This is a genomic window from Variovorax sp. YR634 (genome assembly GCF_900106655.1).
Classification (GTDB): domain Bacteria; phylum Pseudomonadota; class Gammaproteobacteria; order Burkholderiales; family Burkholderiaceae_C; genus Variovorax.
Genome location: NZ_FNOL01000008.1, coordinates 234,247 through 256,202 on the forward strand (window position 1 = coordinate 234,247; position 21,956 = coordinate 256,202).

Genomic DNA, 21,956 nt, shown 5'->3' on the forward strand with positions numbered 1-21,956 from the left:
ACAACCTCTTCAACATCTTTCATCGCCATGCCTCTGCACGACCCCGCCCACGCCTTCGTTCCGTACCCCGATGCGCCGGTGGCGCGCGCTGCGACCGGTCCGCTGGCCGACCTGAGCTTTGCGGCGAAAGACCTGTTCGACGTGGCCGGCTACCCCACGGGCGGCGGCAATCCCATCGTGCTGGCGATGTCGGGCATCAAGACCCGCACCGCGCCGACCGTGCAGAAGCTGCTCGATGCCGGCGCGCGCTTTGCCGGCAAGACCGTGACCGACGAACTGGCGTTCTCGATGAACGGCAACAACGCGCATTTCGGCGCGCCGATCAACGGCGGCGCACCCACGCGCATTACCGGCGGCTCGTCTTCTGGCTCGGCCTCGGCCGTGTCGTCGAACCTGTGCGACTTCGCGCTGGGCACCGACACCGGCGGCTCGGTGCGCGCGCCGGCCAACCACTGCGGCCTGTACGGCCTGCGCCCCACCCACGGCCGCGTGAGCCTCGAAGGCGCGCTCGACCTCGCACCCAGCTTCGACACCTGCGGCTGGTTCGCGCGCGACATCGGCACCTTCGCGCGCGTGGCCGATGTGCTGCTGGGCGCCGACGCCACGCCCCTGCCCGAACGCGTGCGGCTGCTGCGGCCCGACGATGTCTGGGCATTGGCCGTGCCCGCCGCAATCGAAGCGCTGAAGGGCGCAGCCGACCGCGTGCAGGGCCTGCTCGGTGCCGCCAAGGGCACCACGGTGGCGCTGGAATCCTTCGACACGATGTACTGGAACTTCCGCTACCTGCAGTCGCGCGAGGCCTGGCTCACCGATGGCCCACTCATCGAACGCTACGCGCCGCCGCTCGGTCCGGGCGTGGCCGAACGCTTTGCGTGGTCGCGGGAAGTGACCGATGCGCAGGTTGCAGCGGGCCGCACCTTCCGCACCGCATTCCGTGAGCACCTGGCCGCGCTGCTCGGCACCGACAGCGTGCTGCTGATGCCGACCATGCCCGACATCGCACCGCTGCGCAGCGACAGCGAAGCCGCGCTGGAGGACTACCGCAACCGCGCGATCCGCATGCTGTGCATCGCGGGCCTGGCGGGCTTTCCGCAGCTCTCGATGCCGCTGGCCTCGCGCGACGGTGCGCCGCTGGGCATCTCGCTGCTCGGGCCGGCGGGGTCGGACCGGTCGCTGGTTGCGCTGGCGCAGCGCCTCGCGGGCTGAGGCCGGGCAAGCCTCAGAACTGCACGCTGCCGCTCTGCCGAAGAAAGCAGACGTCGCAATCGACATCGCCTCCCGCGCGTTCGATCACCACGAAGTCGCCCGCATCCACCGCCAGCAGCGCGTGATGCCAGGTGCCGGGCGCGAGCACCACGCCCTGGCGCCCGTCGGTGACGAAAGCCGCGAGTTGCTGTGCCGAGGTGGGCGCCTCGCCCGCGCGCGCGACCACGATCACGAAGCGCCTGTCGCCCAGCGGCACGAAGGTCTGGCTGCCGAGCGCGTGGCGCTCCATCTCCGACACCTCGTGCGGAAAGCGCCGCGCCTGCGCGCGGAACAGCGCGAGCATCGGCCGTCCGCCTTCGGCGTCTAGCCGCAGGTCGTCGAGCAGGTCGAAGCGCTGTGCATTGCCTCCGTTGATGGGCCGGCCCTCGCCGGTGGGTGCCTCGATCACGGTGCCATACGGGGCAAAGGCATGGGAAGTCAGCGGCTGCGCGACGAGCAACGCTGCGCTGGCGGGAGAAAAATCGTTCATGCCGCAATTGCAGCAGAAAGCATGCCTTCCGCCACGCGAGGGATACTGTTCGCCATGAGCACGACAGAGCCCCAGTTGATCGCCCCGGCGCTTGCCGATGGCGGCCTCGCCGCCATGTTCACGGCACCGGGCGGCGCCCAGGCCTTTGCCGTGCGCTGGCAAGGCAGCGTGCACGGCTATCTCAACCAGTGCCCCCATGCAGGCGGCCCGCTTGATTTCGAAGGCCAGGTGCTGGAAAGTTCAGGCCGCTTCCTGATGTGCGCGCGGCACGGCGCCATCTTCGAGCCCGACACCGGCAAGTGCGTCGGCGGCCCCTGCCGCGGCGCACGGCTCACGCCGCTGGCGGTGCATGAAAAAGCGGACGGCAGCGTGTGGCTCGGCCAGGCCGAATGAAGACGAAGACAACCCTCCAGGAGAAAAAGATATGCGCAGCAACAACAGGCTTCACCCCCTCACCCTGTCGGTCACGGCCCTCGCCTTCGCCGGCCTCATGGCGGGCTGCACCGGCATGTCGCCCGGCAGCGGCAAGGCCTTCACGGGCATGAAGGTCACGTCCAGCGCCTTCGGCGACAACGGCGTCATTCCGGCCGACTACGCCGGCGCGGGCGACTGCGGCGGCAAGAACGTCTCGCTGCCCGTGGCCTGGAGCAACCTGCCGGCCAAGACCAAGTCGGTCGCCGTGCTGGTGTTCGACCCCGATGGCGCGGCCGGCCTCGGCGTGTCGCACTGGGTGGCCTACAACATCGCGGCCGAGCGTGGCGAGCTCAAGGCGGGCGAAGGCCAGGCGGGCTCGAACTTCAACTTCACCATGGGCCCGAACGTGGCCGGCGCACCCGCTTATCGCGGCATGTGCCCGCCGGTGGGCGACCGGCCGCATCACTACGTGATGACCGTGGTTGCCACCGACTTCGCACCGGGCAGCCTGCCGGCAGGCCTTGCGCGCGACGCCCTGCTGGCCGCGCTCAAGGGCCATGCACTGGGCGGGCAGAGCGTGGTGGGCCTCTACAGCCGCTGAATGCAGCGGGTGCGCGAGTAATAATTAAGGCTTCAGTTCGCCGGCATTCGTCAGCCATGGCTGCAGCCGCTTCTTCGAAAGCTTCATCGATGGCCCAGCCCGCTGCCGCGTCCTCCCCCTCTTCGGCCCCACCGTCCATCGGCGACCTCGACGCCATGTTCGACCTGGCGCCCGTCTCGCTCTGGATCGAAGACTACGGCGACCTCAAGCGCAAGCTCGACGGCTGGCGCGCCGAGGGCGTGACCAACCTGGTGGCGCACCTGCATGCAGACCCGCAGCGCGTGAGCGACTGCATGGCGCTGCTGAAGGTGCTGCGGGTCAACCAGCACACGCTGAAACTCTTTGCCGCCGACAGCCAGGAGACCCTGCTCGGCGCGCTGGACCGCGTGTTCCGCGGCGACATGTCGGCCACCGTGGTGCACGAGCTCGACCAGCTGTGGCACGGCCAGCTCACCTTCGAGAGCGAGACCGTCAACTACGCGCTCGACGGCCGGCGGCTCGACGTGCGCGTGCGTGCCCGCGTGCTGCCGGGGTACGAAGACAGCTGGAGCCGCGTGCTGGTGTCGCTCGACGACGTTACCGAGCGCGTGGCCGCGCAGCGCCTGCGCGACGAGAGCGCCATGTACGCGCGCAGCCTGTTCGACCGCTCGCCCGTGTCGCTGTGGGTGGAAGACTTCAGCGCGGTGCGCTCGCTGCTCGAGAGCATCCGCGCACGCGGCATCACCGACTTCGCCACCTTCATCAAGGTGCACCCCGACTTCGTCGCGCGCTGCATGCAGGAGATTCGCGTCATCGACGTGAACCACGAAACGCTGCGCATGTTCGGCGCGCCCGACCTGCCCACGCTGCTGGGCAGCATCTCGCGCATCTTCCGCGACGAGATGCGCGAATCGTTCGCCGAGCAATTGCAAGACCTGTGGAACGGCAAGACCGTGCAGCATCGCGAGGTGCTCAACTACTCGCTGTCGGGCGAGGTGCTGAACATCCACATGCAGTTCGCGGTGCAGGAAGACCGGCAGGGCACCTGGGACCTGGTGCTGGTGTCGCTGGTAGACATCACCGCGCGCAAGAAGGCCGAGGCCTATCTGGAGTACCTCGGCAAGCACGACGTGCTCACACAGCTGTGCAACCGCACCTACTACACCGAAGAGCTGAACCGCCTGTCGCGCAAGGGCCCCTGGCCGGTGTCGATCGTGGCCATCGACCTCAACGGCCTGAAGCAGATCAACGACCATGAAGGCCACGCCGCCGGCGACTCGCTGCTGCGCCGCATGGGCGAGGTGCTCGACAAGGCCGTCGACCCGCCGGCCTGGCCCGCGCGCATCGGCGGCGACGAATTCGCGGTGCTGTTGCCGATGACCGACGAGCGCGGCGCCGAGGCAATGCGCGAGCGCATCCTCACGCTGCTCGAAATGAACAACCAGTTCCACGCGGGGCAAAGCGGCCATGCCTTGAGCCTGGCCATCGGGCTCGCAACCTGCCATGGAGACGAGTCGCTCGAAGTGGCGCTGCAGCGGGCGGACCGGGCGATGTATGTCGACAAGTCACGGCACTACGAGAGTACAGCGGCAGAGCGGCGACAGCTGTAGCCATCAACACCAGGATGGCCAGACCGACAGTGTGTGAAAGTTGCGATTGCTGAAAAGAACCGATGCCCATTGAAGGCCTTGCCGAAGCCCTGATCCGACCCGTGATCGAACTGGTGCTGCAGCCCGTCGCGGAGGCCGTACTGCACCTGGCCGGCTACGTCACCGGATTCATCGTCGTTCCGATCGCCACACTGGGACTCGTTGTCGTCGAGCAGCCCGAGGAAGGCGTCGACGCGATGACCTCGCGCTGGCTCAGAGCGCCCAGCGGGCGCATCGTGCTCAGCATGGACTGGGGCAGCGTAGTCGGCTTTCTTACCTGGCTGTTGATCGGCGTAGTGGCTCTATTGATCTACTTCACGTCCGGGCCTTCATAGCCAGGCACCCGAACCCGCTCCAGAATGAAATCGATGAACGTCCGGATCGCCCGCGTGTGCTGGCGGTTCGGCATGTAGAGCATGAACATCTGCGTGCCGAAGATGCTCAGGCGCCAGTCGTCGAGCGTGGTCACGACGTCGCCTTTGCGCACGTCTTCCTGCACCACGTAATCAGGCACGAGCCCGATGCCCAGCCCCGCGAGGATGGCCTGGCGCAGGAACAGGAAGTTTTCCGAGATCAGCGTCGGCTCCAGGATCACTTCACGCCTCGTCTCGCCTTGGTAGGCCGACACGCGCAGCTGTCGCCCGATGACGGCGGCGGTGACCACCGGCGCGCCCTGCAGCGCGTCCAGCTGCACCGGCAGCGGGTTCTTCGCCGCGTAGTCGGTTGAAGCGCAGGCCACGTAGCGCACCGGCCCCATCTCGCGCGCCACCAGGTTCTGCGGCGGCTCGGGAATCACGCGGATCGCGATGTCGACTTCGTCGCGCAGCAGGTCTTCGATGCGGTTCTCGAACACCACGTCGAGCACGATTCCGGGGTACTGGCGCTTGAAGTCGATCAGCCAGTCGGCCATCACGAGCTGGCCGTAGCCGCTGGGCACGCTCAGGCGCACGCGGCCCTGCAGGCCCTGCCCCAGCGTCGTTACCGATTCGCGCGCCGCCAGCAGCTCGCCCTGGATGGCCACGCCGTGCTGGTAGAGCCGCAGGCCGATTTCGGTCGGCTCGGCGCGCCGGGTGGTGCGCCGCACCAGTTGCGCGCCCACCGAGCGCTCCAGCTGGTTCAGGTGGTAGCTGACGTTGGCGCGGCTCATCTTGAGCCGGCGGGCTGCGGCACTCAGGTTGCCGGCGTCAAGAATTTCCACCAACAAAGTGAGCGACTGGAGGTCCATGGGCCGATTGTGTCAAAAATTCTTTGACAGTCTGTCAACCGCCTATGCAATTGTCAAAGCGACGCGGCGGACAAAGAATGTTGGGTTCACCCCCAGAGCCTCGAACCGCACGGTTCGCAACGCAAAGAGACAAGCAAGCACATGGCCACCACAACTCCCAGCCCCTCCACGTCCAACGGTCCCGTCACCTTCCAGCGTCGAGGCGACGTGTTCGTGGTGACCATCGACAACCCGCCCGTCAACGCCCTGGGCGTGGATGTGCGCCGCGGCCTCGTGGCCGCCATCGACGCGGCCGAGGCCGACAGCGCTGCCGCGGCGGTGCTGATCGTCGGCGCGGGCCGCAACTTCATCGCGGGTGCGGACATCCGCGAGTTCGGCAAGACGCCGCAACCGCCGTCGCTGCCCGAGGTCTGCCTGAAGATCGAGAACTGCACGAAGCCGGTTGTTGCCGCCATCCACGGTGCCGCACTGGGTGGCGGGCTCGAAGTGGCGCTGTCGGCACACTACCGCATCGCCTCGCCCACGGCCAAGCTCGGCCTGCCCGAAGTGGCACTGGGCCTCTTGCCCGGTTCGGGCGGCACGCAGCGTGCGCCGCGCCTCATCGGCGTGAAGCCCGCGCTCGACCTGATGCTCAGCGGCCGCCATGCGGGCGCGAAGGAAGCGCTGTCGCTCGGCCTCGTCGACCGCCTCGGCACCGATGCCGACGCGCTGGCCGAAGGCCTCGCCTACGCGCAGGAGTTGATCGCCGCCAAGGCCCCGGTGCGCCGCACGCGCGAAGCCGGCGCGCTGGCCGACAAGGAAGCCAGCCGCGCAGCCCTCGAAGCCGCGCGCGCCGACACCGCCAAGAAGAGCCGCGGCCTGTTCTCGCCGATGAAGATCATCGAAGCCGTCGAGGGCGCGCTCACGCTGCCCTTCGACGAAGGCATGGCGCTCGAACGCAAGCTGTTCCTGCAGTGCATCGACAGCCCGCAGCGCGCCGGCCTGATCCACGCCTTCTTCGCCGAGCGCGAAGTGCTGAAGGCGCCCGAGACCAAGAGCGCGAAGCCGCGTGCGCTGGAGTCGGCCGGCATCATCGGCGGCGGCACCATGGGTGCGGGCATCGCGGTGGCGATGCTCGACGCGGGCATGCCCGTGACCATGATCGAGCGCGACGACGCTCAGCTCGCGCGCGGCCGCGCCAACGTGGAGAAGGTGTACGACGGCCTCATCAAAAAGGGCCGCATGACGCCCGAGGCCAAGGCCGCCGTCATGGCACGCTTCTCGGGCTCCACGTCCTATGACGCGCTCGCGCAGGTCGACATCGTGGTCGAGGCCGTGTTCGAGGAAATGGGCGTCAAGAAGGCCGTGTTCGCCGAACTCGACCGCGTGTGCAAGCGCGGCGCCGTGATCGCCACCAACACCTCGTACCTCGACATCGACGAGATCGCTGACAGCATCTCGCGCCCGCAGGACGTGGTGGGCCTGCACTTCTTCTCGCCCGCCAACATCATGAAGCTGCTGGAGATCGTGGTGCCCGCCAAGGTGGGCGCCGACGTGGTCGCCACCGGCTTCGAGCTCGCGAAGAAGCTCAAGAAGGTGCCGGTGCGCGCCGGCGTGTGCGACGGCTTCATCGGCAACCGCATCCTCGCGGTGTACCGCCAGGCCGCCGACCACATGATGGAAGACGGCGCCTCGCCCTATCAGATCGACGAAGCGGTGCGCAACTTCGGCTACCCAATGGGCCCGTTCCAGGTGTCCGACCTGGCCGGCGGCGACATCGGCTGGGCCACGCGCAAGCGCAAGGCCGCCACGCGCGACCCGCAGGCGCGCTACGTGCAGGTGGCCGACCGCATCTGCGAACGCGGCTGGTTCGGCCAGAAGACGCAGCGCGGCTACTACCTGTACCCCGAAGGCGCCCGCACCGGCGTGCCCGACCCCGAGGTGCTGGCCATCATCGATGCCGAGCGCGAACGCGCGGGCATCAAGCCGCGCGCCTTCACCGAGGAAGAAATCATGCGCCGCTACATGGCCGCAATGATCAACGAGGGCGCCAACGTCGTGCTCCAGCGCATCGCGCTGCGCCCGCTCGACGTGGACGTGACCTTCCTCTACGGCTACGGCTTTCCGCGCCACCGCGGCGGCCCGATGAAGTACGCCGACACCGTGGGCCTGCCCAAGGTGCTGGCCGACATCCGCGAGTTCGCCAAGGAAGACCCGATCTTCTGGAAGCCCTCGCCGCTGCTGGTCGAACTGGTCGCGCAAGGCGCCGATTTCGCCAGCCTCAATCAATCCGAGTAATCAGAGTCCATTCCAGTCAGCCGTCCAGGAGACATTCCCATGCGTGAAGCCGTCATCGTTTCCACCGCCCGCACCCCGCTCACCAAGGCGCACCGCGGCGAATTCAACATCACCCCCGGCCCCACGCTGGCGGCTTTCGCGGTGAAGGCAGCGGTAGAGCGCTCGGGCCTCGACGCGGCGCTGATCGAGGACGCGATCCTCGGCTGCGGCTACCCTGAAGGCACCACCGGCCGCAACATCGCGCGCCAGGCCATCATTCGCGCGGGCCTGCCGATCAGCATCGCTGGCACCACGGTCAATCGTTTCTGCGCCTCGGGCCTGCAGGCGATTGCGATGGCCGCGGGCCGCATCGTGGTGGACGGCGCGCCGGCCATGATCGCGGGCGGCGTCGAAAGCATCTCGCAGATCCGCTCGCGCAGCGCCACCGATGCTGGCGACAGCGGCATGGACCCGTGGATCGTCGAGCACAAGCCCGCGCTGTACATGGCGATGATCGAAACCGCCGACATCGTGGCCAAGCGCTACGCCATCAGCCGCGAGGCGCAGGACCGCTTCTCCGCCGAGAGCCAGCGCCGCACCGAAGAAGCGCAGATCGCCGGCCGCTACAAGGACGAGATCGTCGCCTGCACCACCACGATGGCCGTGACCGACAAGGACACGAAGGAAGTCACCTACCGCGAAGTCACCGCCACGGAAGACAACTGCAACCGCCGCGGCACCACCTACGAGGCGCTCGCCAAGCTGAAGCCCGTGATGGGCGAGGACAAGTTCGTCACCGCAGGCAACGCCTCGCAGCTGTCCGATGGTGCATCGGCCTGCGTGCTGATGGAAGCCAAGGACGCCGAGCGCGCCAACATCAAGCCGCTGGGCGCCTTCCGCGGCCTGGCAGTGGCCGGCTGCGAGCCCGACGAAATGGGCATCGGCCCGGTCTTCGCGGTGCCCAAGCTGCTCGCGCGCCATGGCCTCAAGGTGCAGGACATCGGCCTGTGGGAACTCAACGAAGCCTTCGCCTCGCAATCGATCTACTGCCAGGACAAGCTGGGCATTCCGTCGGAGCTTCTGAACGTGAACGGCGGCGCGATCTCCATCGGCCACCCCTTCGGCATGACCGGCGCGCGCCTCACGGGCCACGTGCTCATCGAAGGCAAGCGCCGCGGCGCGAAGTACGCCGTGGTCACGATGTGCATCGCCGGCGGCATGGGCGCGGCCGGTCTGTTCGAAATCTATTGAGGAGCCTGCGATGGACCTGAACTTCACCCCCGAAGAAGAAGCCTTCCGCAGCGAGGTGCGCGCCTTCTTGGCCGACAAGCTGCCCGTGCGGCTGTCGGAGAAAGTGCGCGGCGGCAAGATCCTCGAGAAGGCCGACATGCAGGAATGGCACGCCATCCTCAACGAGCGCGGCTGGCTGGCCAACCACTGGCCCGAGCAGTACGGCGGCCCGGGCTGGACGGCGGTCGAGAAGTTCATCTTCGAGAACGAGTGCGCGCTGGCCTTCGCGCCGCGCATCGTGCCTTTCGGCGTGAACATGCTCGGCCCGGTGCTCATCAAGTACGGCAATGAGGCGCAGAAAAGCTACTGGCTGCCGCGCATCCTGAACGGTGCCGACTGGTGGTGCCAGGGCTACTCGGAACCCGGCGCAGGCTCCGACCTGGCGGCAGTGAAGACCTCGGCCGTGCGCGGCATCGACGCGCAGGGCGACCACTACATCGTGAACGGCCAGAAGACCTGGACCACGCTGGGCCAGCACGCCAACATGATCTTCTGCCTGGTGCGCACGAATCGCGAGGCGAAGAAGCAGGAAGGCATCAGCTTCCTGCTGATCGACATGACTTCGCCCGGCGTGGAAGTGCGCCCGATCATCACGCTCGACGGCGAGCACGAGGTGAACGAGGTGTTCTTCTCCGACGTGCGCGTGCCTGCCGAGAACCTCGTGGGCGAAGAGAACAAGGGCTGGACCTGCGCCAAGTACCTGCTGACGTACGAGCGCACCAACATCGCGGGCGTGGGCTTCTCGGTGGCCGCGCTCGAACAGTTGAAGGGCATTGCCGCCACGCAGACGAAAAACGGCAAGCCGCTGGCCGAAGACCCGGCTTTCGCGGCACGCATGGCGCGCGTCGAGATCGACCTGGAGAACATGAAGACCACCAACCTGCGCGTGATCGCGGCGGTGGCCGGTGGCGGCGTTCCAGGCGCGGAAAGCTCGATGCTGAAGATTCGCGGCACCGAGATCCGCCAGGAGATTTCTTCGCTGGCCCGCCGAGCGATGGGCGTCTATGGCCGCCCCTTCATTGCAGAGGCGCTGAAGGACGGCTTCACGGGCGAGACCTTCGGACCGGCTTATGCATCGGCTGCCGCCTCGCGCTACTTCAACAACCGCAAGCTGTCGATCTTCGGCGGCTCGAACGAAATCCAGAAGAACATCATCAGCAAGATGATCCTGGGCCTGTAAGGAGACATGCAATGAACTTCGAACACACCGAAGACCGGCGCATGCTCGCCGACAGCCTGAACCGCTTCATCGCCGAGCAGTACGCCTTCGACGCACGCGACCGCATCGCGAAGTCGGAGCACGGGTTCAGCAAGGAAATCTTCCAGCAGTTCGCCGAACTGGGCGTGATCGGCGCGCTGTTCAGCGAGGCCGACGGCGGCTTCGGCGGCGGCGGCTTCGACATCGCCGTGGTCTTCGAGGCCCTGGGCCGCGGCCTGGTGATCGAGCCGCTGCTGGGCGCGGTAATGGTCGGCGAGGCGATCAGCGCCGCCGGCAGCGACGCGCAGAAAGAAAAGCTCGCAGACATCATCAACGGCGTGACCGTCGCGGCCTTCGCGCACGACGAGGCCGACACGCACTACGAACGCACGCGCGTGGCCACCAAGGCCGAGCGCAGCGGCGATGGCTGGGTGCTTCACGGCGCCAAGGCCGTGGTACCTCAGGGCGAGCAGGCCGACCTGTTCCTCGTCTCCGCCCGAACCTCGGGCAAGGTGGACGACGAAGCCGGCATCTCGCTGTTCCTCGTGCCCGCGAAGACGGCAGGCCTCACGGTGCGCGGCTGCCCCGCCATCGACGGCGGCCGCGTGGCCGAACTTGCATTCGACGGCGTGAAGCTGGGCGCCGATGCACTGCTGGGCACCGAAGGCCAGGGCCACGCTACGCTGGAACGTGCCATCGGCCGCGGCGTGCTCGCGCTGTGCGCCGAAGCGCTGGGCGCGATGGAGGCGGCCAAGACCGCGACGCTGGAGTACCTGCGCACGCGCAAGCAGTTCGGCACGCTGATCGGCAGCTTCCAGGCCCTGCAGCACCGCATGGCCGACCTGCTGCTCGAGATCGAACAGGCCCGCTCGGCCGTCATCAACGCAGCGGCAGCCATCGACACCGGCGACCGCCTGACGCGCGAGCGTGCGCTGTCGGCCGCCAAATTCAGCATCGGCCGCATTGGCGCGCTGGTGGCGGAAGAAAGCATCCAGATGCACGGCGGCATCGGCATGACGTGGGAGCTGCCGATGCCCCACTACGCCAAGCGCCTCGTGATGATCGACCACCAGCTGGGCGACGAAGACCATCATCTGCAGCGCTACATTGCCCTGGGCAAAGAGTCCGGCAAGGAGCTGGCGGCATGACGGACAAGACGGTTCTGATCTCGCAGGAAGGCGCTGTCCGCATCCTGACCAACAGCAACCCCGGCGCACGCAACGCGATCACGCCGACGCTGTACGCCGAGCTGTCGGCCGCGCTCACCGACGCACAGAACGACCCCGAGGTCGGCGCCATCGTCTTCACCGGCGCGGGCGATTTCTTCTGCTCTGGCGGCGACCTCAACCTGCTGGCCAAGCGCCGCGAGCTGCCCGCGTCGGAGCGCCGCGAAAAGCTCGAAGGCCTGCATGACCTGATCCGCGCGATCCGCGATTGCGGCAAGCCCGTGATCGCGGCGGTCGAAGGTGGCGCTGCCGGCGCGGGCCTGTCGATGGCGCTGGCCTGCGACATGCTGGTGTCGGCACGCGACGCTTTCTTTACCGTGGCCTACGTCAAGGTCGGCCTCACGCCCGACGGCGGCGCCACGGCATTCCTGTCGGAGTTCGTCTCGCGCCAGGTGCTGACCGAGATGTGCCTCACCGGCGACCGCATGCCGGCCGAGCGCCTGCACGCGCTGGGTGCGGTCAACCGCCTGACCGACAAGGGCGCAGCGCTGGCCGAAGCCATCGCGCTCGCAGCCAAGGTGGCAAGCGGCCCGCAACGCACGAGCGCACGCATCAAGACGCTGTGCCGCCAGGCACACCGCGCCACGCTGGAAGAGCAGCTCGACGCCGAGGCCATCTTCATGGTCGAGTCGCAGGCGGACGCTGAAGCGGCCGAAGGCATTGGCGCGTTCCTCGGCAAGCGCAAGGCCGACTTCGTCGCGCTGCGCCGACAGAAGCAGGACGCGTCCTGACACGCGCCGTGCTCACCCCTTCAACCTCTTGCACGCGAGTGCGGAGGTTTTTCGTCTTTCTGGAGCTGCCATGTCTTCGCTGAATTCCTCGCTGCCGCTTGCCGGCGTGCGCGTCCTCGATCTGTCCCGCATCCTCGCGGGCCCCTGGTGCGGCATGGTGCTGGCCGACATGGGTGCCGAAGTCATCAAGGTGGAGCACCCCGGCCGCGGCGACGACACGCGCGACTGGGGCCTGCGTGTCGGCAAGACCGAGACCGCCTACTTCAACAGCGTGAATCGCAACAAGCGCTCGGTCACGCTCGACCTGCAGACGCCCGAAGGCCAGCAGCTCGCGCGCGACCTCGCGAAGCAATGCGACGTGGTGATCCAGAACTTCAAGTTCGGCGGCATCGACAAGCTGGGCCTGGGCTACGAACAGCTGAGCAAGGAGCAGCCGGGCCTCATCTACTGCTCGATCTCGGGCTACGACCGCACCGGCCCCGAAGCCGCACGGCCGGGTTATGACCTCGTGGTGCAAGGCGAAGCCGGCCTGATGGCACTGAACGGCGAAGCGAACCAACCGCCGCTGAAGTTCGGCGTGGCTGCCGTCGACCTGTTCACCGGCATGTATTCGGCGCAGGCCATCCTGGCGGCGCTGTACCAGCGCGAGAAAACCGGCAAGGGCCGGCATGTCGAGATGGCGCTGTTCGACTGCGGCCTGATGATCACCGCCTACTACGGCCTCGAAGCGCTGCTGATGGGCGAAGACCCGCCGCGCTATGGCAACTCGCACCCGTCGATCGTGCCCTACGGCGTGTTCGATGCGGCCGACGGCCCGCTGGTCATCACGGTGGGCAACAACGCGCAGTTCGCGCGCTTCTGCACCGACGTGATCGAACGGCCCGACCTTGCGGCCGACGAGCGCTTCAAGACCAACATCCTGCGTTCGGCCAACCGCGCGGTGCTGCTGCCCGAGCTGCACGCCGAGCTGGCCAAACGCCAACGCACCGACCTGCTCGCCAAACTCACGGCGTCGGGCATTCCGTGCGGCGAAGTGCTGGGCCTGCTCGAAGCGCTGCAATCGAAGCGCGCAACCGATGCCGGCCTGGTGACCACGCAGCCGCACCCGGTGGCCGGCACAGTCAACGTGCTGGCGCCGCCCTACCGTTTCGATGGCGAGCGCCTGCCGGTGCGCAGCGCGCCGCCCACACTGGGCGAAGGCACGCACGACGTGCTGCAGTCCCTGCTCGGCCTGTCGGATGAAAAGCTGGCCGCGCTCAAAACGAGTGGCGTCGTCTGAAGAAGACAGGCGCCCGCATTTCCAAAGTAGACAAGACCCAATGGCATCCTTTTCTTCCCTTCGCAGTTCCCTTCGCAGTCCCGTTCGCCGCGCCCTTCTCGCACTCGCCCTGCCCCTGGTGGCCGGCACCGCCCTCGCGCAGGCCTGGCCCGCCAAGCCGATCACGCTGATCGTGCCCTTCCCGCCCGGCGGCCCGACCGACGTGGCCTCGCGCATCGTGGCGCAGAAGATGTCGGTCGCGCTCAAGCAGAACATCGTGATCGACAACCGCAGCGGCGCATCGGGCACCGTGGGCGCTGCTGCCGCGGCCCGCGCCGCGCCCGATGGCTACACCTTCGTGATGCTGGCCACGCCCACGCTGCTGGCCTCGCACCTGTACGGCCCCACCGGCTACGACATCTTCAAGAACTTCACGCCCGTGGGCTCGGTGTACGACCTGCCGATCGTGCTGGTGGTCAACCCCAAGTCGCTGCCCGACGTGACCGGCGTGCAGGGCCTGATCGCCAAGGCCAAGGCCGAAGGCGGCAAGCTCAACTACACGAGCGCGGGCGCCGGCAGCTTCGGCCACCTGACGACCGAGCAGCTGAAGACCATCGGCAAGTTCGACATGCAGCACGTGCCCTACCGCGGCAGCGCGCCGGCCGTGACCGACCTGATCGGCGGCCAGGTGCCCGCGATGTTCTCCGACCTTGTGGGCGTGCTGCCGCACATCAAGGCCGGCAAGCTGCGCGCCATCGCGGTCGGCTCCGGCCAGCGCGTGAGCCTGCTGCCCGACGTGAAGACGGTGGCCGAGCAGGGCTTCCCGGGCTTCGACGCAACCTCCTGGGGCGGCCTGCTGGCGCCGGCCGGCACGCCCAAGGAGGTGATCGACCGCATGAGCGCCGAACTCAAGACCGCGCTGGCCGACAAGGAAGTGCAGGACAAGCTCCAGAGCGTCGGCACCTTCTCGGCCTACCGCACGCCCGAGCAGACGGGCGTGCGCATGCGCGAGGACTTCGAGCGCTGGGGCAAGGTCATTCGCGACAACCACATCACGAACCAGTAAAACGGCCGGGCCGGCAGGGCGACAACACCAAGGAGACAAGACATGACAACCAGGCACGACAACAACTACAGCACCCCCGTCGGCGCGCCGTTCCGCCCCGCCCTTCCCGTTCGCAGCCTCGCCGACATCCGCAAGCTCGAAGAGACGCCGCTGGAGCAGGCGCTCACGGTGCGCAGCACCTACGAGATCTTCCGCAACGCGGGCCATGCCTTCGGCAACAAGACGGCGCTGACCTTCCTGCGCACCGGCAACCCGGCCGACGAACCCATTCGCTGGTCGTACGCCGAGTTGCTCGCGCGCATCCACCAGACCGCGAACATGCTGCACACGCTGGGTGTGGGGCCTGACGACGCGGTGGCGGTGCTGCTGCCTGGTTGCCTGGAGTACCACCTCGCGCTGTGGGGCGGCGAGGCGGCCGGCATCGTGCAGCCGCTGAACCCGCTGCTTACCGACGAGAAGCTGGTCGCGCTGATGACCGCGGGACGCGCCAAGGTGCTGATCGCCTACGGCTCGGACAGCGAATCGGGCATGTGGTCGAAGGCGATGCGCCTGCGCGGCCAGGTGCCGACGCTGACCACCGTACTGCGCGTTGCGCCGCACGATGAAGCGCCTGGCACTGCCGGAACGCTCCCCGAAGGAGTCGCCGAGTTCGACGTGCTGCGCGCCGCGCAACCCGACGACCGCCTCGTGAGCGGCCGCGACATCGCGCCGACCGACATCGCCGCCTACTTCCACACCGGCGGCACCACGGGTGCGCCGAAGCTCGCGCGGCACAGCCACGGCGCGCAGGTGTTCACCGCATGGGCCAGCGTGCAGGTCGCGGGCATGAACGAGAACGGCATCTCCATCAACGGCTATCCGCTGTTCCACGTGGCGGGCGTGCTGCCGGCCTCGCTGTCGTCGCTGTCGGCGGGCGTGGAAGTGATCATTCCCACGCCCTCGCTGCTGCGCAACAAGGAGGTGCTGGCCAACTACTGGAAGCTGGTGGCGAAGTACCGCCCGACCTCGCTGTCGGCCGTGCCCACCGTGCTCGCGGCGCTGGCCAATGTGCCGCTGGACGGCGCGGACATTTCCTCCATCACCTACTGCCGCACCGGCGCCGCCGTGCTCGCGCCCGAGCTGGCCGCGCGCTTCGAGCGGCTGTTCGGCCTGCACGTGCACGAGAGCCTGGGCATGACGGAGATGGCCGGCATCTCGACCATCACGCCGCCGGGCGTGGACGGACCCGCGGGCTGCGTGGGCTTTCGCCTGCCCTACATGCAGATGCGCGTGGTGGCGCTCGACGAGAACGGCAACGCCAGCGACCGCGAGGTGGCGCCCGGCGAACAGGGCATGGTGCTGTTCAAGTCGCCCAATGTGTTCTCCGGCTTCGTGGACCCGGCCGACAACGCCAAGGCCTTCACGGCCGACGGCTGGCTCGCAACCGGCGACCTGGGCTGGATCGACAGCGAAGAGCGGCTCAACCTCACGGGCCGCTCGAAGGACCTGATCATCCGCAGCGGCCACAACATCGACCCCAAGACCATCGAGGACGCGCTGGGCGCACACCCGGCCGTGCAGCTGTGCGCCGCGGTCGGTGCGCCCGATGCCTATGCGGGCGAACTGCCGGTGATCTTCGCGACGCTGGTGCCCGGCGCCTCGGCAACGGAAGAAGAGCTGCTGGCCTTCACCGCCGAGCGCGTGGACGAAGCGCCCGCAAAGCCCAAGTGGGTGTCGGTGATCGAGACCATGCCGATGACCAACGTCGGAAAGATCTACAAGCCCGAGCTGCGCGCGATGGCCGCACGCCAGGTGGTGAGCGCGACGGTCGTCGAGGTGTGCGTTTCGCTCGGCCTGCCCGAGGCCGCGCGCCCCGTCGTCAAGACCGAAGGCGAGAGCCTCGTGCGTGTGCTGATCGACAACGCGGCAGCTGGCGCACTGGCCGCATCGCTTCAGGAGCGGCTACAGAAGGCGCTGGAGCCGCTGCCCTTCAAGACGCGCATCGGGGCGCAGTGATTTTTGAAACCAAGACAGAGAGACAGAGACAAGCCATGACCATCCGCCTTCCGAACCGCCGCGCCCTGCTGTGCGCCGCTGCTTCCGTCGCCACGCTGTGCGCACTGCCTGCGGCAAATGCCCAGACCGCTTACCCGAACAAACCAATCCGCCTGGTCGTGCCCTTCGCCGCTGGCGGCGCCACCGACGTGCTCGCGCGCGTGATCGGCCAGAAGATGTCGGCCGGCCTGGGCCAGCCCGTCATCATCGACAACAAGCCCGGCGCGGCCGGCATCATCGGCACCGACGCGGTCGCCAAGGCTGCGCCCGATGGCTACACCATCGTGCTGGGGCTGAGCAATTCGCTGATGACCAACGAGTTCCTCTACGAGAAGCTGCCCTACGACACGCAGCGCGACCTCACGCTGGTCTACCAGATCGCGATGGCGCCGCTGGTGCTGGTGGTGCACCCGAGCGTTCCCGTGAAGACCGGCCCTGAGCTGCTGAAGTACGTCACCGCCAACAAGGGCAAGGTGGCCTACGGCTCGTACGGCGTGGGCGCGTACCCGCACTTGGCCGGCGCGCACATGAGCCTGGCGACGCAGTCCGACATGAACCACGTCGCCTACAAGGGCGAGGCGCCGATGATGCAGGACCTGATCGGCGGCCAGATCCAGATGGCGTATGCGAGCGCGCTGGTGGCCAAGCCGCACATCGATTCCGGGAAGATCCGCGCCATCGGCGTGAGCGGCGAGCGCCGCATGAGCACGCTGCCCAACGTGCCCACGCTCGCCGAGCAAGGCCTGAAGGACGAGGCCTACCGCGTAACGGGCTGGCTCGCCATCGCGGCTCCTGCAAAGACACCGAAACCCATCGTGGACCGCATCGCCGAAGAAGTGCGCAAGGCCACGCAGCAGCCCGACGTGCGCGAACGCGTGGCAGCCATGGGCTTCGAGATCAAGGACAGCTCGCCCGAACTCTTCGCTACCGCCTGGAAGGCGGAGCGCCCGGTGTGGGAGCGGCTCATCAAGCAGTCGGGCGCCAAGCTCGAGTAACCCATTCACTCATTCATTTCTTCGTCATTCAAAGGAACAGCCATGAAAGTTCTTGTGCCCGTGAAACGGGTCGTCGACTACAACGTGAAAGTGCGCGTCAAGAGCGACGGCACCGGAGTGGACATTGCCAACGTCAAGATGAGCATGAACCCCTTCGACGAGATCGCCGTTGAAGAAGCCGTGCGGCTGAAGGAAAAGGGCGTTGTGACCGAAGTCATCGCTGTCTCGTGCGGTGACGCCAAGTGCCAGGAAACCCTGCGCACCGCCATGGCCATCGGCGCCGACCGCGGCATCCTCGTGGAAACCACCGAAGAACTGCAACCGCTGGCCGTCGCCAAGCTGCTCAAGGCGCTGGTGGACAAGGAACAGCCGTCGCTCATCATCCTGGGCAAGCAAGCCATCGACGACGACGCCAACCAGACCGGCCAGATGCTGGCGGCTCTTGCTGACCTGCCTCAAGCCACCTTCGCCTCCAAGGTCGAAGTCGCTGGCGACAAAGCCACCGTCACCCGTGAAGTCGACGGCGGCCTGGAAACCATCTCCCTGAGCCTGCCGGCCGTCATCACCACCGACCTGCGCCTGAACGAGCCGCGCTACGTCACGCTGCCCAACATCATGAAGGCCAAGAAGAAGCAGCTCGACGTCTTCAAACCCGAAGACCTGGGCGTGGACGTCAAGCCGCGCCTGAAGACCCTGAAGGTCTCGGAACCTCCGAAGCGCGGTGCCGGCATCAAGGTGCCCGATGTTGCAACGCTGGTGGACAAACTGAAGAACGAAGCGAAGGTGATCTGAACATGACCGCACTTGTTATTGCCGAACACGACCACGCGACCGTCAAGCCCGCGACCCTCAACACCGTGACTGCTGCACTCGCCTGCGGCGGCGATGTCCACGTGCTGGTGGCCGGTGCCAATGCAGCCGAAGCCGGCAAGGCCGCCGCACAGATCGCCGGAGTCTCCAAAGTCATCGTGGCCGACAGCCCCAGCCTGGCTGAGAACCTCGCCGAGAACGTCGCAGCTCAAGTCCTGGCCATCGCCGGCAACTACAGCCACATCCTGTTCCCCTCGACCGCCAACGGCAAGAACGTCGCGCCGCGCGTGGCTGCCAAGCTCGATGTGGCCCAGATCAGCGACATCACTTTGGTTGTCAGCCCCGACACCTTCGAGCGCCCGATCTATGCTGGCAACGCTATTGCCACCGTGCAGAGCAGTGACGCAACCAAGGTGATCACGGTGCGCACGACCGGCTTCGATGCCGCAGCAGCCACGGGTGGCAGCGCAGCCGTCGAAACGGCCGAAGGCGTCGCAGACAGCGGCAAGAGCAGCTTCGTGGGCCGTGAAGTCACCAAGAGCGAGCGCCCCGAGCTGACCGCAGCCAAGATCATCGTCTCGGGTGGCCGAGCCCTCGGCAGCGCAGAGAAGTTCACCGAAGTGATGGCCCCTCTGGCCGACAAGCTCAACGCGGGCCTTGGCGCCAGCCGCGCAGCCGTCGACGCAGGCTACGCCCCCAACGACTGGCAAGTGGGCCAGACCGGCAAGATCGTCGCGCCGCAGCTGTACATCGCAGCGGGCATCTCGGGTGCGATCCAGCACTTGGCCGGCATGAAGGACTCCAAGGTGATCGTGGCGATCAACAAGGACGAAGAAGCCCCGATCTTCTCGGTGGCCGACTACGGCCTCGTGGCCGACCTGTTCACGGCCGTGCCGGAACTGGTGAAGGCGCTGTAAGGGGTCTTCGACGATGAAGACCCGCATCACCGAACTGCTCGGCATCCGCTACCCGATCATCCAGGGCGGCATGCAATGGGTCGGCCGCGCCGAACTGGCCGCGGCCGTGTCGAATGCCGGGGGCCTCGGCATCGTTACCGCGCTGACGCAGCCCACGCCCGACGACCTGCGCAACGAAATCGCGCGCACCCGCACGCTCACCGACAAGCCCTTCGGCGTGAACCTCACGATCCTGCCCGCCGTGAAGCCGCCGCCGTATGCGGAGTACGTGCAGGCCATCATCGACAGCGGCATCAAGATCGTGGAGACCGCGGGCAACAGCCCGAAGGACTTCATCGAGGCGCTGAAGCGCCATGACGTGAAGATCGTGCACAAGTGCACCTCGGTGCGCCATGCGCTATCGGCGGAACGCAATGGCGTCGATGCCGTATCGGTGGACGGCTTCGAATGCGCGGGCCATCCGGGCGAGGACGACGTGCCCGGCCTGGTGCTGCTGCCGGTGGCGGCGCGCAAGCTGCGCATTCCGATCATCGCCTCGGGCGGCATCGCCGACGGGCGCGGCATGGCCGCCGCGCTGGCGCTGGGCGCCGAGGGCATCAACATGGGCACGCGCTTCTGCGTGACGAAGGAAGCGCCGATCCACGACAACATCAAGCAGGCGCTGGTCGAGGCGACCGAGCGCGACACGAAGCTGATGTTCCGCACCCTGCACAACACGGCGCGCGTGTTCCGCAACGCCATCTCCGAAGAGGTGGTAGCCACGGAGAACCGCCCGGGCGGCTGCGAGTTCGAGGACGTGCGACCGCTGGTGGCCGGTGCGCGGGGCCGTGCGGCGCTGGAGTCTGGCGAGGTGCACAACGGCGTGGTCTCGGCCGGGCAGTGCATCGGGCTGATCGACGACATTCCGACTTGTGCCGAGCTGCTCGAGCGCATGGTGCGCGAGTGCCGGGAGCATCTGGACCGGGCGCGGTCCTGGATGGACTGAGTCTTTCAGCTCGCATCCGGGGCGACGCTCACGCCGACGGGGTGATCGTTCAGAGCCGCTGCGGAAGCTGCATTTGTTGGCAGTCGCCGAGACTTCATGCCGCATGGAACGCTTACTTCGCCGGGTTCTTCTCTAGAGTGGATGCCCCTGTCACTCGATACCCCACCAAGGGAAGAAGAAAGGCGCAACACACCCAGCCACCGAGATGTTTGAAGGCTGCTTGCCTCGCGGCAGGTCGTCGGTGCGAAAGCAGCGATGCAAATGCGAGGTATCAAAAGGCGACGGCCGAGGTGTTACTAGCACCCCGACCGTCTAACCAAGTTCGTGCAATCACCTCTCAAGGAACCGCACAAAAATGGCTACCAAGACTATAGCCCGGCCTCGCACGCCGGTAGCTTCCGAAGACAACGCCCAAGACCCGGCGGATCTTCTCGAAAACACCCTCTCTCAACTCGAAGCTCTTCTGTGGGTCTGCCACGGGGAAGACATCGACTGGTGCAGCGGGGATGGGCCTCGACGATTGGACAACTTGCTTTGGCTTGCGGCTGAGCTGGCTCGCAAGGCTGGGGAGCTGTTTCAGGTGAGTGAGAAGGCGCGACGTGGGGCGCCTGAGGCTGGCGGTTAGCGGCTGGTCCGCGGGCTGCAGGTTTCGCGGCCCGCCTAGAGAGCGGGGTTCTTTGGGGTACGACGGCTGAAGCCTTCGTGATGGAGGGAATTCGGTTCGGTTGAGGCTGCTTGTGGGGTAAGCCTCGGTGGCAGCTATGCGCTCCATGCTGATCGTCGACAGACAATGCGAGCGTCTGCTTTGCAGCGATTGCCGACATCCCTCGGCCTTGCGCGAATGGGTACTATCGGCCAGAACCGGTCGCTCGCCGAGCCGGCACAATGCGGCCAGGAGTCGACATTTTGGGGCACGGAGACTTTGATGGCCGAACGCGTTTATAGCTACTTTGACTATGACGGAGAGATCGAACTGCCATGGGAAGGGGTTGCCGATTTCGCAGGCATGCCACACTACTTTTGGCTTCATGAAAGTAGTTCTACGCCTCGGTCTGGAATTTTTGACCTCGCGCCAGTCGATGCCACTCTTCTGAGTCGTGTTGTAGAAATGGAAGCCATCTGGCATGCGTGGGACCTAGACTATCACGCAGGGAAAGTCGCACTGGATAGCCATCCACTACGCTCCGGGGTCAACCCTCAATTCGTCAACCTCAAGATCGAAATTTCTAACGCTGCTTACCTTCTACGCGATGCCACATTTCGGCGGCGTGCGATATTTCGGGCTACTGAAGCCTTTCTGGCTCTTGCGAGCCGGTTTGAAGGCAAGCGCTGGCCTATACCCGGCTTTCATTCAGCCACTCTCGAAGTTTGCTGGTCAAACTCTTAAGCAGTCATCTCCATCGCCTACCGGCTGGCGTGGTTGAACGACTGCTTCTCGACGATGTGAGCTTCCGCTTCGCTCCCTTTGTCCGGGCGACCTATCCAGCTACATTCGGCCACAAGCCGACGTTCGCTACCGCCCTCTAGCTTCGCCTCCTAGACAGAAGGTTCGAACAGCGCGGGCACACTTACACCAGGTCGCATAAC

Annotated in this window: 20 protein-coding genes; 18 read left to right on the plus strand and 2 right to left on the minus strand. The window is 66.8% G+C overall.

Annotation, left to right across the window (positions count from 1 at the left end; genetic code table 11):
- Window positions 1–27 precede the first annotated feature (27 nt).
- Window positions 28–1,206, plus strand: coding sequence for an amidase (locus BLV60_RS16610; RefSeq protein WP_093056360.1), 1,179 nt, complete (start codon window positions 28–30; stop codon window positions 1,204–1,206).
- Between the two features lie 13 nt (window positions 1,207–1,219).
- On the opposite strand, the gene BLV60_RS16615 is transcribed toward BLV60_RS16610, so the two are convergent.
- A complete protein-coding gene (locus BLV60_RS16615) occupies window positions 1,220–1,735 on the minus strand; it encodes an ureidoglycolate lyase (protein WP_093056361.1) in 516 nt (171 codons plus the stop codon).
- 54 nt (window positions 1,736–1,789) lie between these two features.
- On the opposite strand from BLV60_RS16615, the gene BLV60_RS16620 reads away from it, so the two are divergent.
- The 4 genes from BLV60_RS16620 (at window position 1,790) to BLV60_RS16635 (ending at window position 4,713) form a co-directional block, all read left to right on the plus strand.
- The gene (locus BLV60_RS16620; protein ID WP_093056362.1) at window positions 1,790–2,128 is read left to right on the plus strand and encodes a Rieske (2Fe-2S) protein; all 339 of its coding nucleotides are present in this window, start codon (window positions 1,790–1,792) and stop codon (window positions 2,126–2,128) included.
- A gap of 31 nt (window positions 2,129–2,159) precedes the next feature.
- Window positions 2,160–2,750: a YbhB/YbcL family Raf kinase inhibitor-like protein gene (locus BLV60_RS16625; protein ID WP_093056363.1), complete on the plus strand. Its 591-nt coding sequence runs from the start codon at window positions 2,160–2,162 to the stop codon at window positions 2,748–2,750.
- A gap of 89 nt (window positions 2,751–2,839) precedes the next feature.
- Window positions 2,840–4,339 (plus strand): sensor domain-containing diguanylate cyclase, encoded by a 1,500-nt coding sequence (locus BLV60_RS16630; protein WP_176928814.1) that lies wholly within the window; start codon window positions 2,840–2,842, stop codon window positions 4,337–4,339.
- A gap of 62 nt (window positions 4,340–4,401) precedes the next feature.
- Window positions 4,402–4,713, plus strand: coding sequence for a hypothetical protein (locus BLV60_RS16635; RefSeq protein WP_093056365.1), 312 nt, complete (start codon window positions 4,402–4,404; stop codon window positions 4,711–4,713).
- Here the strand turns inward: BLV60_RS16635 and BLV60_RS16640 are convergent.
- Window positions 4,689–5,603, minus strand: a complete 915-nt coding sequence (locus tag BLV60_RS16640; RefSeq protein ID WP_093056366.1) for a LysR family transcriptional regulator — start codon at window positions 5,601–5,603, stop codon at window positions 4,689–4,691. The genes BLV60_RS16635 and BLV60_RS16640 overlap by 25 nt on opposite strands.
- Window positions 5,604–5,744: 141 nt before the next feature.
- Between BLV60_RS16640 and BLV60_RS16645 the strand changes: the two genes are divergently transcribed.
- The 13 genes from BLV60_RS16645 (at window position 5,745) to BLV60_RS34100 (ending at window position 21,756) form a co-directional block, all read left to right on the plus strand.
- Window positions 5,745–7,880, plus strand: coding sequence for a 3-hydroxyacyl-CoA dehydrogenase NAD-binding domain-containing protein (locus BLV60_RS16645; RefSeq protein WP_093056367.1), 2,136 nt, complete (start codon window positions 5,745–5,747; stop codon window positions 7,878–7,880).
- 39 nt (window positions 7,881–7,919) lie between these two features.
- Window positions 7,920–9,110 carry an acetyl-CoA C-acyltransferase gene (locus tag BLV60_RS16650; protein ID WP_093056368.1) on the plus strand — a complete coding sequence of 397 codons (1,191 nt, stop codon included), beginning with the start codon at window positions 7,920–7,922 and terminating at the stop codon, window positions 9,108–9,110.
- Window positions 9,111–9,120: 10 nt separating this feature from the next.
- Window positions 9,121–10,329, plus strand: coding sequence for an acyl-CoA dehydrogenase family protein (locus tag BLV60_RS16655; RefSeq protein WP_093056369.1), 1,209 nt, complete (start codon window positions 9,121–9,123; stop codon window positions 10,327–10,329).
- 11 nt (window positions 10,330–10,340) lie between these two features.
- A complete protein-coding gene (locus tag BLV60_RS16660; protein ID WP_093056370.1) occupies window positions 10,341–11,495 on the plus strand; it encodes an acyl-CoA dehydrogenase family protein in 1,155 nt (384 codons plus the stop codon).
- On the plus strand, window positions 11,492–12,304 hold the full coding sequence (locus BLV60_RS16665; protein WP_093056371.1) for an oxepin-CoA hydrolase, alternative type: 813 nt from the start codon (window positions 11,492–11,494) through the stop codon (window positions 12,302–12,304). The genes BLV60_RS16660 and BLV60_RS16665 overlap by 4 nt, the downstream gene beginning before the upstream one ends.
- A 70-nt stretch (window positions 12,305–12,374) precedes the next feature.
- Window positions 12,375–13,583, plus strand: coding sequence for a CaiB/BaiF CoA transferase family protein (locus BLV60_RS16670; RefSeq protein WP_093056372.1), 1,209 nt, complete (start codon window positions 12,375–12,377; stop codon window positions 13,581–13,583).
- Between the two features lie 40 nt (window positions 13,584–13,623).
- Entirely contained in the window at window positions 13,624–14,628 is a 1,005-nt protein-coding gene (locus BLV60_RS16675; protein WP_093056373.1) for a Bug family tripartite tricarboxylate transporter substrate binding protein, read from the plus strand.
- A 42-nt stretch (window positions 14,629–14,670) separates the two neighbouring features.
- The gene (locus BLV60_RS16680) at window positions 14,671–16,623 is read left to right on the plus strand and encodes an acyl-CoA synthetase (protein ID WP_093056374.1); all 1,953 of its coding nucleotides are present in this window, start codon (window positions 14,671–14,673) and stop codon (window positions 16,621–16,623) included.
- Between the two features lie 35 nt (window positions 16,624–16,658).
- Window positions 16,659–17,657 (plus strand): Bug family tripartite tricarboxylate transporter substrate binding protein, encoded by a 999-nt coding sequence (locus BLV60_RS16685; protein WP_093056375.1) that lies wholly within the window; start codon window positions 16,659–16,661, stop codon window positions 17,655–17,657.
- A 42-nt stretch (window positions 17,658–17,699) separates the two neighbouring features.
- The gene (locus BLV60_RS16690; protein WP_093056376.1) at window positions 17,700–18,449 is read left to right on the plus strand and encodes an electron transfer flavoprotein subunit beta/FixA family protein; all 750 of its coding nucleotides are present in this window, start codon (window positions 17,700–17,702) and stop codon (window positions 18,447–18,449) included.
- A 2-nt stretch (window positions 18,450–18,451) separates the two neighbouring features.
- Entirely contained in the window at window positions 18,452–19,384 is a 933-nt protein-coding gene (locus BLV60_RS16695) for an electron transfer flavoprotein subunit alpha/FixB family protein (RefSeq protein WP_093056377.1), read from the plus strand.
- Between the two features lie 13 nt (window positions 19,385–19,397).
- On the plus strand, window positions 19,398–20,369 hold the full coding sequence (locus tag BLV60_RS16700) for an NAD(P)H-dependent flavin oxidoreductase (protein ID WP_093056378.1): 972 nt from the start codon (window positions 19,398–19,400) through the stop codon (window positions 20,367–20,369).
- 925 nt (window positions 20,370–21,294) lie between these two features.
- Window positions 21,295–21,756, plus strand: a complete 462-nt coding sequence (locus tag BLV60_RS34100; RefSeq protein ID WP_143042593.1) for a hypothetical protein — start codon at window positions 21,295–21,297, stop codon at window positions 21,754–21,756.
- Window positions 21,757–21,956: the final 200 nt, after the last annotated feature.

Bases quoted from the DNA above. Each gene is read 5' to 3' on its own strand.
- BLV60_RS16610 (WP_093056360.1), top strand. From the start codon at position 28: ATGCCTCTGCACGACCCCGCCCACGCCTTCGTTCCGTACCCCGATGCG.
- BLV60_RS16615 (WP_093056361.1), bottom strand. From the start codon at position 1,735: ATGAACGATTTTTCTCCCGCCAGCGCAGCGTTGCTCGTCGCGCAGCCG.
- BLV60_RS16620 (WP_093056362.1), top strand. From the start codon at position 1,790: ATGAGCACGACAGAGCCCCAGTTGATCGCCCCGGCGCTTGCCGATGGC.
- BLV60_RS16625 (WP_093056363.1), top strand. From the start codon at position 2,160: ATGCGCAGCAACAACAGGCTTCACCCCCTCACCCTGTCGGTCACGGCC.
- BLV60_RS16630 (WP_176928814.1), top strand. From the start codon at position 2,840: ATGGCCCAGCCCGCTGCCGCGTCCTCCCCCTCTTCGGCCCCACCGTCC.
- BLV60_RS16635 (WP_093056365.1), top strand. From the start codon at position 4,402: ATGCCCATTGAAGGCCTTGCCGAAGCCCTGATCCGACCCGTGATCGAA.
- BLV60_RS16640 (WP_093056366.1), bottom strand. From the start codon at position 5,603: ATGGACCTCCAGTCGCTCACTTTGTTGGTGGAAATTCTTGACGCCGGC.
- BLV60_RS16645 (WP_093056367.1), top strand. From the start codon at position 5,745: ATGGCCACCACAACTCCCAGCCCCTCCACGTCCAACGGTCCCGTCACC.
- BLV60_RS16650 (WP_093056368.1), top strand. From the start codon at position 7,920: ATGCGTGAAGCCGTCATCGTTTCCACCGCCCGCACCCCGCTCACCAAG.
- BLV60_RS16655 (WP_093056369.1), top strand. From the start codon at position 9,121: ATGGACCTGAACTTCACCCCCGAAGAAGAAGCCTTCCGCAGCGAGGTG.
- BLV60_RS16660 (WP_093056370.1), top strand. From the start codon at position 10,341: ATGAACTTCGAACACACCGAAGACCGGCGCATGCTCGCCGACAGCCTG.
- BLV60_RS16665 (WP_093056371.1), top strand. From the start codon at position 11,492: ATGACGGACAAGACGGTTCTGATCTCGCAGGAAGGCGCTGTCCGCATC.
- BLV60_RS16670 (WP_093056372.1), top strand. From the start codon at position 12,375: ATGTCTTCGCTGAATTCCTCGCTGCCGCTTGCCGGCGTGCGCGTCCTC.
- BLV60_RS16675 (WP_093056373.1), top strand. From the start codon at position 13,624: ATGGCATCCTTTTCTTCCCTTCGCAGTTCCCTTCGCAGTCCCGTTCGC.
- BLV60_RS16680 (WP_093056374.1), top strand. From the start codon at position 14,671: ATGACAACCAGGCACGACAACAACTACAGCACCCCCGTCGGCGCGCCG.
- BLV60_RS16685 (WP_093056375.1), top strand. From the start codon at position 16,659: ATGACCATCCGCCTTCCGAACCGCCGCGCCCTGCTGTGCGCCGCTGCT.
- BLV60_RS16690 (WP_093056376.1), top strand. From the start codon at position 17,700: ATGAAAGTTCTTGTGCCCGTGAAACGGGTCGTCGACTACAACGTGAAA.
- BLV60_RS16695 (WP_093056377.1), top strand. From the start codon at position 18,452: ATGACCGCACTTGTTATTGCCGAACACGACCACGCGACCGTCAAGCCC.
- BLV60_RS16700 (WP_093056378.1), top strand. From the start codon at position 19,398: ATGAAGACCCGCATCACCGAACTGCTCGGCATCCGCTACCCGATCATC.
- BLV60_RS34100 (WP_143042593.1), top strand. From the start codon at position 21,295: ATGGCCGAACGCGTTTATAGCTACTTTGACTATGACGGAGAGATCGAA.